Origin of the sequence: Paenibacillus litoralis (genome assembly GCF_046244365.1) — a bacterium.
Taxonomy (GTDB): domain Bacteria; phylum Bacillota; class Bacilli; order Paenibacillales; family NBRC-103111; genus Paenibacillus_V.
In genome coordinates this window covers 6,747,858-6,760,157 of sequence record NZ_CP176395.1, presented here as the reverse complement: position 1 = coordinate 6,760,157, position 12,300 = coordinate 6,747,858, and the positions used below count along the sequence as shown (strand labels likewise).

15 protein-coding genes are annotated in these 12,300 nt (G+C 51.5%); 10 read left to right on the top strand and 5 right to left on the bottom strand.

Going from position 1 to position 12,300, the window contains the following annotated elements:
• Positions 1-40: 40 nt before the first annotated feature.
• Positions 41-1,147: an aminofutalosine synthase MqnE gene (mqnE, locus tag ACKGJP_RS28475; RefSeq protein WP_409342153.1), complete on the bottom strand. Its 1,107-nt coding sequence runs from the start codon at positions 1,145-1,147 to the stop codon at positions 41-43.
• A gap of 384 nt (positions 1,148-1,531) precedes the next feature.
• On the opposite strand from mqnE, the gene ACKGJP_RS28470 reads away from it, so the two are divergent.
• Positions 1,532-1,714, top strand: a complete 183-nt coding sequence (locus ACKGJP_RS28470; protein WP_409347277.1) for an aspartyl-phosphate phosphatase Spo0E family protein — start codon at positions 1,532-1,534, stop codon at positions 1,712-1,714.
• Between the two features lie 57 nt (positions 1,715-1,771).
• Here the strand turns inward: ACKGJP_RS28470 and ACKGJP_RS28465 are convergent, their stop codons facing one another.
• Positions 1,772-3,136 (bottom strand): PLP-dependent aminotransferase family protein, encoded by a 1,365-nt coding sequence (locus tag ACKGJP_RS28465; protein WP_409342152.1) that lies wholly within the window; start codon positions 3,134-3,136, stop codon positions 1,772-1,774.
• 146 nt (positions 3,137-3,282) lie between these two features.
• Here ACKGJP_RS28465 and ACKGJP_RS28460 point away from each other — a divergent pair, with 146 nt between their 5' ends.
• The 4 genes from ACKGJP_RS28460 (at position 3,283) to ACKGJP_RS28445 (ending at position 5,522) form a co-directional block, all read left to right on the top strand.
• Positions 3,283-4,227 (top strand): DMT family transporter, encoded by a 945-nt coding sequence (locus ACKGJP_RS28460; RefSeq protein ID WP_409342151.1) that lies wholly within the window; start codon positions 3,283-3,285, stop codon positions 4,225-4,227.
• A 136-nt stretch (positions 4,228-4,363) separates the two neighbouring features.
• A complete protein-coding gene (gene erpA, locus ACKGJP_RS28455) occupies positions 4,364-4,723 on the top strand; it encodes an iron-sulfur cluster insertion protein ErpA (protein ID WP_409342150.1) in 360 nt (119 codons plus the stop codon).
• Between the two features lie 233 nt (positions 4,724-4,956).
• Positions 4,957-5,148, top strand: coding sequence for a hypothetical protein (locus ACKGJP_RS28450; RefSeq protein ID WP_409342149.1), 192 nt, complete (start codon positions 4,957-4,959; stop codon positions 5,146-5,148).
• A gap of 230 nt (positions 5,149-5,378) precedes the next feature.
• On the top strand, positions 5,379-5,522 hold the full coding sequence (locus tag ACKGJP_RS28445; RefSeq protein ID WP_409342148.1) for a sporulation histidine kinase inhibitor Sda: 144 nt from the start codon (positions 5,379-5,381) through the stop codon (positions 5,520-5,522).
• A gap of 11 nt (positions 5,523-5,533) precedes the next feature.
• On the opposite strand, the gene ACKGJP_RS28440 is transcribed toward ACKGJP_RS28445, so the two are convergent.
• Positions 5,534-5,788, bottom strand: a complete 255-nt coding sequence (locus ACKGJP_RS28440; protein ID WP_409342147.1) for a hypothetical protein — start codon at positions 5,786-5,788, stop codon at positions 5,534-5,536.
• Positions 5,789-5,921: 133 nt separating this feature from the next.
• Positions 5,922-6,920: an NAD(P)/FAD-dependent oxidoreductase gene (locus tag ACKGJP_RS28435; protein WP_409342146.1), complete on the bottom strand. Its 999-nt coding sequence runs from the start codon at positions 6,918-6,920 to the stop codon at positions 5,922-5,924.
• Positions 6,921-7,341: 421 nt separating this feature from the next.
• Between ACKGJP_RS28435 and ACKGJP_RS28430 the strand changes: the two genes are divergently transcribed.
• Entirely contained in the window at positions 7,342-8,532 is a 1,191-nt protein-coding gene (locus ACKGJP_RS28430) for an NAD(P)/FAD-dependent oxidoreductase (protein WP_409342145.1), read from the top strand.
• Positions 8,533-8,678: 146 nt separating this feature from the next.
• A complete protein-coding gene (locus ACKGJP_RS28425; RefSeq protein ID WP_409342144.1) occupies positions 8,679-8,939 on the top strand; it encodes a hypothetical protein in 261 nt (86 codons plus the stop codon).
• Positions 8,940-9,064: 125 nt separating this feature from the next.
• Here the strand turns inward: ACKGJP_RS28425 and hemQ are convergent, their stop codons facing one another.
• Positions 9,065-9,811 carry a hydrogen peroxide-dependent heme synthase gene (gene hemQ / locus ACKGJP_RS28420; protein ID WP_409342143.1) on the bottom strand — a complete coding sequence of 249 codons (747 nt, stop codon included), beginning with the start codon at positions 9,809-9,811 and terminating at the stop codon, positions 9,065-9,067.
• Between the two features lie 193 nt (positions 9,812-10,004).
• Here hemQ and ACKGJP_RS28415 point away from each other — a divergent pair, with 193 nt between their 5' ends.
• From ACKGJP_RS28415 to ACKGJP_RS28405, 3 genes are all read left to right on the top strand, one after another.
• Positions 10,005-10,286 (top strand): YuiB family protein, encoded by a 282-nt coding sequence (locus tag ACKGJP_RS28415; RefSeq protein ID WP_409347276.1) that lies wholly within the window; start codon positions 10,005-10,007, stop codon positions 10,284-10,286.
• 169 nt (positions 10,287-10,455) lie between these two features.
• Positions 10,456-11,349 carry an alpha/beta fold hydrolase gene (locus tag ACKGJP_RS28410; protein ID WP_409342142.1) on the top strand — a complete coding sequence of 298 codons (894 nt, stop codon included), beginning with the start codon at positions 10,456-10,458 and terminating at the stop codon, positions 11,347-11,349.
• Positions 11,350-11,525: 176 nt separating this feature from the next.
• On the top strand, positions 11,526-12,296 hold the full coding sequence (locus ACKGJP_RS28405; protein WP_409342141.1) for a gluconate 2-dehydrogenase subunit 3 family protein: 771 nt from the start codon (positions 11,526-11,528) through the stop codon (positions 12,294-12,296).
• Positions 12,297-12,300: the final 4 nt, after the last annotated feature.

Below are 12,300 nucleotides of genomic sequence, written 5' to 3'. Positions count from 1 at the left end.
TCAGCAGCCGCTTAACGGGTGTATGCCTTAGTATGCCAAACTACTCGTAAACTTTTACTTCATTGTAGAACGTATCGCGTTCGACCGGGATGCGGCCTGCGCCTTTAATCAGCCAGATCAGCTCGTCGCGCGTCAAACCGGCGGGGGTAACCGCGCCTGCCGCATGGCTGATGCGCTCCTTGATGATCGTGCCGTGAGCATCGGATGCGCCGAAGGTGAGCGCCACCTGCGTCAGCTGCGTACCGATGTTGATGAAATACGCTTTGATGTGCTGGAAATTGTCCAGCATCAGCCGGCTGATGGCAATCGTTTTGAGATCGTCGAAGGCGGAGTTTCTGCGTTTGATGCCCGCATTCGGATTGATCGGCTGCAGCGCCAGAGGAATGAAGACGAGAAAGCCGTTCGTTTCGTCCTGCAGCTCGCGCAAATACATCATATGCTGGATGCGTTCCTCAAGCGTCTCGACAGGGGAGCCGTATAGCATCGTCGTATGCGTGCGCAGCCCGAGCTCATGCGCGGTCCGGTGGACTTCCAAATATTGCGAGGAGGATGCTTTGTCGACATGCATTTTGTCGCGGTAGCGGTCGGATAAAATTTCTGCGCCGCCGCCGGTCAACGACTCCAGTCCTGCATCGATAAGGGCTTGGAGAACTTCTTTGATCGACAGTCCGCTGATGCGGGTGTAGAACTCGATCTCCGCCGCCGTATACGCTTTGATCGTCACGGACGGGAAGCTCTTTTTGAGCGCTTTGATCGAATCGACATAATATTGAAAAGGCATGTGCTGATTGTGTCCGCCGACGATGTGGAATTCGCGAACGCCCGGATGATAATGCTTGGAGACGTATTCGACCATTTCGTCGCCGCTGAGCGTATAAGCGCCTTCGTCTCCCAAATCCTTGCGGAAATTGCAGAATGCGCAGTGCGCTTCGCACACGTTCGTGAAGTAAAGACTCATGTTCTCGATGAAATAAACCTTGTTGCCGTTCTTGCGCAGGTTTACCTCGTTGGCCAGCTGCCCGATCGTCAGCAGGTCGTCGGATTCATACAGGAACAAGCCGTCCTGCTTCGTCAGCCTCTCGCCGTTTTTCACTTTCTCGGCAATTTCGGCCATTTGCTTGTCCGGCGTTCGAATAGCTATGTTCATGGTATCCCTCCAATGTCTTTAAACGAGCTAAATGAAACCAAATTCCGCTACATCGTGTAGACCATTGGTTTCTTCACTTCCCACATTATAAACCTCCTATCCGGCAGGGGCAATACAGGTGACAAAAGTGTGACAGGGGACTGTGTAAAGTTCGACAAATTTGTGAAAATGGAAGGATACAAAATGTAACGCGGTTATTGGCTTTTTTTGTTGAAATAATGTTTCCTATTTTCTTGAAAATAAGGTATACTATCTCACGGTACTAGTGTTAACGTTAAATTTTCCCATGTCTGAACGGCAATTAACAAACGCTCTCCGGGCACGCGGGCGATGACCTAGACGAACTAATGCACTCCTATTAAAGGTGAGAATACGGTGAAAACGATGATGGTGCACAGTCACTCCGAAGATATTTGCAGCGAAATCGAACAAGTTCGGCAGCAGATGAACGTGCTCGGCTGCTCGCATGGGCTGCTTCATCCGGAAGTTATGAAATGCAGCCAACAATTGGACAAGCTGTTGATTCAGCATTATGCGATGGAGAAACGCCGCAGGCACAAAAATTAAGCTGGGACTTCGACCGTCCAAACCAGGTAATCGGGTCTTGCCGGTGCGCGACGCTTCTCAATACCCCGGTCCGCTTCTTTTGATTTCCTCGATGATGGCTCGTACGCCCAAGCCGATCTTCTCTGCGGAAGACCTTGAAATGCTGATACGCAGAAACTTTTCCCGCTCCATAGACTCCCTCAAGTAAAAGCCCGTCCCTGCGACGGTGCTTATTTTGCGTTTTTGTAAACGTTTTATCAGTCTGTCCAGATTGATGGTCGAGGGCAATGGAAGCTGCTTGTAAACGCCGGAATGGGGCAATTCCTTGCCTTTTCCGTCCGGGTTGACGTTCATGCCGCCGTACGGCCGCAGCGCCTCGGTGAGCGCAGCGATTCTTTCTGCGTACATCGCCCCTATTTTATGCTTATGGCGTTCATACATCCCGTTCTTGATATAAATGTCGAGCGATGCCTGCGAGAGGAAAGAGGTGTCGATGTCGGCATATTTTTTGTGCAAGTGAAACGAATCCACCAGAAGCTCGGGCAGAACGGCCACGCCGATGCGCAAGCCCGGAAAAATGATTTTGGAGAAGCTCTTTAAGTAAATGACGCGAGAGGACCGGTCGTATGCGTAGATCGGGTCGAAGCCGCTGTCGGGAGCAAGATCGGCCATATAGTCGTCTTCTACGACATACACGTCGTATTTGGCTGCGAACTGCGCGATTTTTTTCCGTTCGCTCGCGCTGAGCGACAGGCCGAGAGGGTTATGATGCCTTGACATCGTGTAGAAAAATTTAATTTCCCCGTCTTGAAACAGATGCTCCAGCCGCTCCAGATCGATGCCTGCCGCAGACCTTCGGATCCCCATAACCGGAACATGTTCCATCTCCAAATAGCGCAAATAAATATCGTAGCTCGGCTGCTCGACCAAAATCGTCTTTTTCCCGTTCGGAAAAGGCATCCGCGTGACGATCATCAGCGCCTGCTGGACCCCGGAGGTAATGATCATATGATCGGCGCGGGTAAAAACCTGGTCGTTCGCCAGATGGGAAACGAGCGTTTGCCGGAGCGTCTTCAGTCCGCGCGAATCGCCGTATGTGAACAAATCGTATTTGTGCGTGTCGATCGCTTTGTTCAGGCAGTGCTGGAAATCCAAATAAGGAAAGACGTCAGGATCGGGCGATGCCGAGGCAAAATCGATCGTATCGTCGGACGCTTCCGGCGCCTGCGGCTTTTCCTTGTGGACGACGTAATAGCCGCTTTGAGGCATCGCATACAGCGCGTGACGCTTCTCCAGCTCCGCATAAGCGCGAACGATGGTGCCGACGCCGCAGCCGTAATGCGCCGCCGCCGCCCGGACCGAAGGCAGCCTTTGCCCGGAAGGGTAGGTGCCCGTCTTTATTTTATGTTCGATATCATTCATGATTTCGGCGTATTTGTTCATAGAGGGCTCCTTCGGCCAATGTGTTCTTATCAGTGTACTGTATCGATACAATTAGCGCAAAACGTTATTGTTCAGCCGGTTGATTTGCCATATTTTAAATACAGGGTAAGGCAACATACACTAGACCGACCAGGAGGCGGATCCCCATGCAAAGACTATGGCTCGCTTATATTTGCGCAGTCGCGAATGCGGCGATAATCGGCTTTTCGTTTCTGTTTACCAAGCAAGCGCTGGAATCCGCAAGTCCTATGGATACGCTCGCGTTTCGCTTCATCGCGTCCTTCGCCGTCATGACGATACCGGTTGCATTCGGGTGGATTAAGCTCGATTACAAGGGAAAGCCGCTAGGGAAGCTGCTGCTGCTGGCACTGTTTTATCCGGCATCGTTCTTCGCCCTGCAGGCGTTCGGACTCGTTCATGCTTCATCGGCGGAAGGCGGCATACTATATGCCTTCACCCCCGTGCTGACGACGCTGCTGGCCTCGGCCGTGCTCAAGGAAAGGACGAATGGGAAGCAGAAGCTGGCTTTGCTGCTTTCCGCGTTCGGGGTCGTCTTCATTTTTGCCATGAAAGGAAGCGGCATCGAGCTCAAAAGCATGACGGGCATCGCGCTGCTGTTTATGTCCTGCCTCACATTCGCCGGATACGGCGTACTTGCGCGGTCGCTGACCAAACAGTTTCGTCCCACCGAGCTGAGCTATGCGACGCTGGGGTTCGGCTTCGTTACCTTTTTGGCTTTCTCGGTCTGGGGGCATGTTTCGAATGGCACGCTGTCCGGCTACTTCTCACCGCTTGCCGATGGGAAGTTCCTTATCGCGATCTTGTTTTTGGGCGTGATTTCGTCCTTAATCACCTCGCTATTGTCCAATTACGTGCTCTCGAAGCTGGAGGCGTCCAAAATGAGCGTATTCTCCAATCTGTCCACTGTCGTATCGATCGCAGCGGGCGCGCTCTTTCTCGGCGAGGAGATTACGGTTTATCACCTGATCGGCTCTGTGCTGATCATTGCCGGCGTCATCGGGATGAACCGTTTCGGGAGAAGCAAGCAAGGCGCCCCGAAGCCTGCAGTTAGCGCCGGCAAAACGGCGTAAACGGGAATGCGGCTGGCGGCGGGAGGACCGCGGAAACATCCGCTTCCTCTTGTTAGCTCGCCTTTTTAGGGGTATACTTGAGGCAGAGGTCCGAATAATGCTTCGAACCATGTAGCATGAGGAGGGAGATCGTTTTATGATTACTATCAGCGATTCAGCTGCCGAGAAAATTAAAGAAATGCTGGCCGCCGAAGAAACGCCGAACTTGTTCCTGCGAGTCGGAGTTAAAGAGGGCGGATGCAGCGGCTTTTCATACGGGATGGGTTTTGACGACGAAGAGAAGGCTGACGATAAGTGGCTGGAACAAAACGGATTGCGCATCGTCGTAGACGGAGAAAGCGCCAAATATTTGTACGGCGTAGAGATCGACTACAAGGACTCCGGCATGGGCGGGGGCTTCACGATTCACAACCCGAACGCGGTAGCGTCCTGCGGCTGCGGATCTTCGTTTAAGCCGGCCGGCTACGAAGGTACGCCGGAGAAATGCGACGACTAAGGCGATAAGCCGATTCACGAGGAATCAGCCTCTTCCGAACGATTTCTTTTCAGGAATCGATTGGGGGAGGCTTTTTGAGTGCAGTTATCCCCATGCTTGTGTATAACATTGTGCACAATGTTCACAGGCGACAGTGCGGGGAATGAGGGGTGATATCCCCAGTCTATCCACGGTTACGAACAGATGGCTGTGGATAAAGAGTCAGGATTTCTGAAGCGGGAAGGAGGGCGCACATGAAGGTCAAGGTCAGCATGAAAGTGGGAGAAGAAGCGCAAATCGACGGGATGATTGAGATTGATGATTATAAATTGGAAGAGCTTTCGGAAGAAGAAATCGAAGCGGCGATCGAAATTCTTGTAAAAAATTGGGCAAATGACCGGATCCGGATCGAATGGGAGGTTGCTGAAGGGGAAGAACAGGAATAGAACCTAATTAATCGAACCTTTCTGAAAATATTTTTCGACATAAATAGAGTGAATCAGCGGCTGTGCATAACCTTACCCACAATATTAACACGCGAAAATATGCGGATTATGACGATTATACACATGGTATTCACAGGATATGCACAAGGGGGTGTGGATATTTCGAACGCTTGTTCTCCTTTTTGGGACATGCTATTATAATTTGTAAAATGATGTAAAGGGTGATCGCGATGAAATTGCTCAGCAACGAACTACTCGTAGACTCGTATTTTCGAGCGGTGGATTTGAAGCTGGAGCAGGATTTCATCAACCTGCTGCTTAAGGAGATCAGGCGAAGAAACCTGCATATTCCCTACTACAATCAAGCACAGTAGCCCCTACGTTTTTACGCTTGCGCCCATTCATGGATATAGGTCTGAAATTCATGACCGCACGATTCGCAGTGCATGACATGCACGCAGACATGATTGGCCATATCGTAGAAGCCATTGCTCAGATTCATGTCGTCGATTGCGCGGTAAGGCGCGTATGGACCGAGAAAATCGTTGAAGCGTCCGCAATCCTTCGCATTTTCCATACATTTGGGACAGCGGATGGCAGCATTCTGTAACCCGTTGCATACCGGACAATAATAGGACAAGGGTATTCCTCCCCAAGCATCGTTTGGGAATAGAATACCCTTGTTTCGTCTTCCATTATTCCGGAAAGCTGTCGGGATGCCGTTCATGGGAGCAGAATCTTCAGCAGACAATCTGCCGTTGCAAGAGGAACGATCAAAATTTCATGTTGCTGCTGTGTCCAGGCGAAAGCTTCGCTTCCGGATCGATGTATACTTTGGCGTTGTTGATGGCGGTAGGCGCTTCGCCGAAGCCGACGGCGATCAATTTAAGCTTGCCGGGGTATGTTGTGATGTCTCCGGCGGCGAAAAAGCCGGGGATGCTCGTTTCCATACGGGAATCGACGATGATGGAGCCGTTGTCGATCTCCAGTCCCCATTCGGCGATCGGTCCGAGGGAGGAGATAAAACCAAAATTGACGATAACCGCATCGACGTCCAGAATCGTTTCTTCACCCGATTTGCAGTCGGTAAGCGTCAATTTCTCGATACGGTCCGTTCCGTGCAGCGCTGTGATTTCTTTCGGGGTGACGACCTTCACTTTCGAGTTCATCAAATTTTCTACGCTGTGCTCGTGCGCGCGGAATTTATCGCGGCGGTGAATAAGCGTAACCTCTTCGGCGATCGGCTCGAGCATAAGCGCCCAATCCACGGCGGAGTCTCCGCCTCCGCTGATGAGCACCTTTTGTCCGCGGAAGGCGTTCAAATCGTTTACGAAATAGTGCAGGTTTTTCTTCTCGAAGCGAGCCGCCTCGGGAAGCTCCAGGCGTCTCGGCTCGAAAGCGCCTACGCCGGCGGTAATGATAACGGCCCGGGAATGATGCACGCCTTTATCCGTTGTGACGATGAAGTGCCGCTCTTCTTTCTTCTCCACCTGCACGACTTTTTCTTCCAGGCAGGTTTCGATCGGAAAATGCTTCATCTGCTCGCTCAGACTATCGACCAATTCCTGCGCCCGTACCTTAGGGAAGCCTGCTACGTCGTAAATGTATTTTTCCGGATACAATGCCGCAAGCTGTCCGCCCAATTGCGGCATGCTTTCGATTATTTTTACGCTCGCTTGGCGCATACCGCCATAAAAAGCGGCGAACATTCCCGCAGGACCGCCACCAATTATGATTACGTCAACAAATTCGTGCTGCTGCTGTTCTGCCACGTACGAAGACACCTCCGGTTCGAAATGACAATCGTTATCAATTATAAGCGGAAGCATACGGGGAAGAAAACCATTTTTTCATAACATTTTGAAATTTTGATCATCTTCAGGGTGCAAAACCAACATTTGTGAACAATATCGTAAGCATTCGAGGGGTACGGTCCGTTTTCCCTCTTTATTGTGCGATAATGTTCGGTTTTTAGCCAAAAATGCTTCTTGCTATTTAACATGAATTTTTATATCATTTCATAAGAATAGGTCGCCTTATCGTGAAATCTTTTTGTCGAAACATGCGGTTTTCATAATCCGGACCAGCATCGTGGATACTAAGGACGCAATGAACATCTTTTTTTGAGAGGCATTGTGTAAAATTTCACATATAGGGACCGTACAAAATATACAGAATCGGATGGGATATGAGATGAGCCGTATACCAAGAATCGTCATTCTGGGAGCCGGATATGGCGGTATTGTAACCGCGATTCGTCTACAGAAGGAATTAAATTATAACGAAGCGGATGTAACCTTGGTAAACAAGCATGACTACCACTATATTACAACGCATTTGCATATGCCGGCAGCCGGAACGGACAACCCGGAGAACGCCCGGGTCGATATTTCGAAACTGATCGACGAATTTAAAATTGACTTTGTCAAAGGGACCGTCCTGCAAATCAAGCCGCAGGAACGTAAGGTCGTGCTTGAAGAGAGCACGCTGTCTTACGACTATTTGGTCGTCGGTCTTGGCGGAGAACCGGAAACGTTCGGCATTCCGGGCTTGCGCGAGTACGCGATGAACATCCGAAGCATTAACAGCGTTCGTCTCATCCGTGAACATATCGAATATCAATTTGCCAAATTCAAACGCGAGCCTTCCCGGACGGACTACTTGACATTCATCGTCGGCGGAGCCGGATTTACAGGCATCGAATTCGTCGGCGAGCTGGCGGACCGCATTCCGGAGCTGTGTAAAGAGTTTGACGTGGAGCCGTCGCTCGTGAAAATTTACAATATCGAGGCGGCCCCAAGCGCGCTTCCAGGCTTCGATCCTGAGCTTGTCGAATACGGCATGAAGGTGCTTGCCGACAAGGGCGTCACGTTCAAAATCGCAACGGCGATCAAAGAATGTACGCCGGACGGCGTCGTGCTCGCTACGGGCGAAGTGATCAAATCGTCCACCGTCGTCTGGACCGGCGGCATCCGCGGCAATCATATGCTGGAGGAAGCCGGATTTGAAACGATGCGCGGACGGATCAAGGTTGACGAGCATCTGCGCGCGCCGGGTCATGACAATATTTTCATCGTAGGAGACTGCTCGATCGTGATGAATCCGGAAGGCAGACCGTACCCGCCAACCGCTCAAATCGCTACGCAGCAGGGCGAAATTTGCGCGAATAACCTTGTCGCCTCGATTCGCAACGCGCCGCTGAAGGAGTTCAAGTTCTCGAACAAAGGCGTTGTGGCGTCTCTCGGCAAAGGGGAAGCGATCGGTATCGTCGGCTCCCGCAAAATCAAGGGCGGTAGCGCCGCACTGATGAAGAAGATCGTCGATATGCGTTACTTGTACATTATTGGCGGCATTCCGCTCGTATTGAAAAAAGGACGCTTCTAAAACATAGCTTGGATGAAAGCGGCGAATGCCCGGGTGAAAGCCCGGGCATTTTTTGAAACCCGGCTTAACCGGGCCGGGGAGCATACGGGGTAACCGACTATGCTTGGACGATCCGTTACGATATGGAGAAGCAAGGAGGAAACGAAGTGCGGCACTGCAGCGTGCAAGTACGCGGATTGCTGACCCGCGAAGAGCTGGACCGTTACAACGCGCTCATCGAGGTCGGCCATTTCCTAGAAACGCAAAACCGGTATGATTTTGTTTATACGGTTCAGAAGGAAATCGACACGCTTATTTTACCCGCAATCGAACGGCTGAAAGAGAAGGGGCGCCAGCGCGACAGGGATACCGAGGAATATTTGCGCAGCAAAGAGCAACTGCTTGATGACGAGGACGACGACGAATAGTCAATTCGATCTGGCTGCGCTTTAATGAGCCAAGTTCCGTCTGTACAAACATAAACAAGGAAACCTCCGATCGCTTCAAAAGCGGTTCGGAGGTTTCTTTTGTTTGTCTATTGATATAAAGAAGGCTAGTCGCTAAGCATTTGGGTCAGCTTGTCCGCGGTAAGCAGGTTGCCGACATAGAAGTCGCCGAATTCTCCGAAGCGCGCGCTGGCTTCGTCAAAACGCATTTCGTAGACGAGCTTCTTGAATGTAAGCGGATCGTCGCTGAACAGCGTGACGCCCCATTCCCAGTCGTCGAGTCCGACCGAGCCGGTAATGATCTGTTTGACGCGTCCGGCATAGCTGCGGCCGATCATGCCGTGGCTGCGCATAAAACCGCGGCGCTCTTCCATGGAAAGCATGTACCAGTTGTCGTTCCCTTCGCGGCGTTTGTTCATCGGGTAGAAGCAAATATGCTTGGTTTGCGGAAGCGCCGGCTTGAGGCGGGCCATAATTTCCGGATCCTCCATCGGATTCGTACCGGGCTTCGCCATGTAGCTGCTAAGCTCGACAACCGAAACGTAGGAGTAGGTCGGAATCGTATGCTGGGCAAACAGCGACTTGTTGAACGCCGTTTCAAGCTCGTTCAGCTCTTCCAGCGTTTCGCGCAGATGCATGAACGCGATGTCCGCTTTTTGGCCTACGATCGTGTAGGTCGCGGTGCTTCCTTGCTTGCTCTCGCCTACCTGCCGCCATTCGGCGAACAAGGACTGAAGCTCATCGAGCGCTTGACGGCGCTCTTCCTCGGAAATGTATTTCCAGGAGGACCAATTGATCGTACGGAAATCATGCAGACAGTACCAGCCCTCTAACGTTTGAACCGCTTCGCTCATCGGTAACACCCTTTCGTATGCCGTTCGATCGCTAGGATCGACGTTTCCTGCTATTTATTGTAGCCGATTGGAAGAGGCGAGAGCAAACGCACGGCCTATTTGTCACAAAAGGTACACAACCGCCCCAATTGACTTTTGTCCGCTTGATTTGTACCATAACTGTAGGAAGGAGTGTACGTTCGTGATTATCGATTTGCTTCAATTGGTCGTGCTAATCTTTTTGGCGTTTACGATGTTTTTCGGGCTTGGCTTCATAATCAACATGCTGATGAAAACGACCTGGTTCCCGATCTACGCATATATTGCATTCGTTATTTTTCTCGTCTATTGGTCCTGGGGCGCCGAGTCGTTCTGGACGAACTTGAAAGGGTATACGGTTGCCGACGTGCTGCCGCTTATCAGCGGTCTTGGAGGCGCGATCACCAGCGGCCATACGATACGGGTGCTTCGAGTAAAAGGGTTTAAAATGTTTTAATACGCAAGGGCTTTCCCGTGACCGGGAAGGCTCTTTTTTTGGTGAACTATCAAAACGTAAGAGGGAGAAGCTGTTCCCTATACGGCAGACCATGCAGGCGTCCCCGTATGGCCTGCCTGTTTACGGGAAAATCTAACAGGAAGGAACGAAGACAGAAGGAGGGGGCTGCATGCCGATCGTCGACGTTAACGGAACGCGGCTGCATGTCCATGTCAAAGGGACGGGCATTCCGATCGTGTTCATCCATCCGCCGTTGCTGGGTCAATCCGTTTTTGCTTACCAGAAGGCGCAGCTGCCGGATTTATTCAAGGTTATTTTGTTCGATATTCGCGGACACGGCAAAAGCGCCCCGTCCGAAACGCCCATTACGTACCCGCTAATCGCCGAAGATCTCGTCCAGCTGCTGGATAAGCTAGGGGTGGAAAAAGCATTTGTCGCAGGTTATTCGTCCGGTGGATCCGTGGCCCTGGAGGCCCTCCTGCGCTATCCGAGCCGTTTCCACGGGGGAATCTTGATCAGCGCGATGTCGGAGGTAAGCGATTGGCAGCTCAAGAGCCGAATCTATGTCGGGACGAAGCTTGCCGGCTGGGAAGCCAAGCGGCTGCTGTCGTGGGCGATCGCGAGGGGGAATGCGGATCAATCCGCGACGTTCGCAAACATGTACAAATACGCGGTACAGGATCATATGAAAAATGCCATGCAGTATTTCCGCTGCAGTCTCCGCTATTCCTGTACGTCCCGGTTGCATGAAATCCGTCACCCGATGCTGCTGCTGTACGGAGAGGACGACCGTCTATTCCACCGGTATGCGCAAATTCTCCGCTGCGGGCTGCCAAACAGCAGTTTGTTGTATTTAAAAGGAACCAAGCATCAAATACCGACAAAAGCGGCATCCCGTATGAACGGACTCATTCAGTGCTGGATCACGCAGCGTCTAGGCATCGAGCAGCCGGGAGGGAAGCAGGAGACGGCGCCGGGATGCATGCCGGATGAGTATGCGGCTGCGGCTTTCGATACCGGGCAATGCTTTCAGGACGGGGAAAACCGACTGCACGATACGTAGTTCTATAAGGCAAACCTTTATCCGCACAGGCGGGCAATCGGTTTGCTTTTTTCTTTTGCCGGAGCTATACGGAGATGATTTTGACAAGTAACCCTTAATGTGGAATAAAAAACGTTCGGCTGCTCATACTACGGTTACCTTTACTATATTCGAACAAGGAAATCGGAGGTTGCAGCATGGCGGAAGAGCATTCCAATCAACCGAGAGACGACTCCAGACGTAATTTTTTGAAGAATTCGGGACTCGCCATCGGCGGACTTGTGGTAGGCGGCGTTGTCGGGACAGCTCTAACGGGGGGCTTCAAAAAGAAGGAAGAGGCGAAGCAGGAGACAACCCCGGACAAAGGCCAAGAGCAAAGCGTCAATTACAATCAAGCGCTTATGTTTTTTACACAGGAACAGTTTCGGCTGGCCGAAGCGGCTGCGGAGCGTATTTTTCCGAAGGATGACATCGGTCCGGGCGCCAAGGAGCTTGGAGTCGCCTACTATATCGATCACCAAATGGCGGGTCCTTACGGCATGAATGCCAGGGATTACATGATCGGGCCATTCTATAAAGCCGAAGCCACGCAAGGCTACCAATCCAGCTTCAAGCGTCATGAGCTTGTGACGAACGGGCTGATGGCCATGAAGGAATACAGCCAGAAGAAATATTCTAAGTCATTCGATGAGCTCGGCGAAGCGGAGCAGGACGAAGTACTCAAGGTGCTCGAGAAGGGCGAAGAGGTACAGTCGTACGGCTTGTCCTCCAAAGTGTTTTTCAGCTTGTTTCGTTCGCTCGCGATCGAGGGGGTATATGCGGATCCGCTATATGGCGGAAACCAAAATATGATGGGCTGGAAAATGAAAAATTACCCGGGCGACCAAATGAGCTATTACAACGTTATTGAACAAGACGCACCGTTCCGTATGGAGCCGTCCAGCTTGCATAACCATATGAACCATTAAGGAG

What these genes read in the sequence shown, in the direction of transcription:
- ACKGJP_RS28470 (WP_409347277.1), top strand. Translation starts at nt 1,532, where the DNA reads ATGATGGTGCACAGTCACTCCGAAGATATTTGCAGCGAAATCGAACAA.
- ACKGJP_RS28410 (WP_409342142.1), top strand. Translation starts at nt 10,456, where the DNA reads ATGCCGATCGTCGACGTTAACGGAACGCGGCTGCATGTCCATGTCAAA.
- ACKGJP_RS28445 (WP_409342148.1), top strand. Translation starts at nt 5,379, where the DNA reads ATGAAATTGCTCAGCAACGAACTACTCGTAGACTCGTATTTTCGAGCG.
- hemQ (WP_409342143.1), bottom strand. Translation starts at nt 9,811, where the DNA reads ATGAGCGAAGCGGTTCAAACGTTAGAGGGCTGGTACTGTCTGCATGAT.
- erpA (WP_409342150.1), top strand. Translation starts at nt 4,364, where the DNA reads ATGATTACTATCAGCGATTCAGCTGCCGAGAAAATTAAAGAAATGCTG.
- ACKGJP_RS28460 (WP_409342151.1), top strand. Translation starts at nt 3,283, where the DNA reads ATGCAAAGACTATGGCTCGCTTATATTTGCGCAGTCGCGAATGCGGCG.
- mqnE (WP_409342153.1), bottom strand. Translation starts at nt 1,147, where the DNA reads ATGAACATAGCTATTCGAACGCCGGACAAGCAAATGGCCGAAATTGCC.
- ACKGJP_RS28465 (WP_409342152.1), bottom strand. Translation starts at nt 3,136, where the DNA reads ATGAACAAATACGCCGAAATCATGAATGATATCGAACATAAAATAAAG.
- ACKGJP_RS28450 (WP_409342149.1), top strand. Translation starts at nt 4,957, where the DNA reads ATGAAGGTCAAGGTCAGCATGAAAGTGGGAGAAGAAGCGCAAATCGAC.
- ACKGJP_RS28430 (WP_409342145.1), top strand. Translation starts at nt 7,342, where the DNA reads ATGAGCCGTATACCAAGAATCGTCATTCTGGGAGCCGGATATGGCGGT.
- ACKGJP_RS28405 (WP_409342141.1), top strand. Translation starts at nt 11,526, where the DNA reads ATGGCGGAAGAGCATTCCAATCAACCGAGAGACGACTCCAGACGTAAT.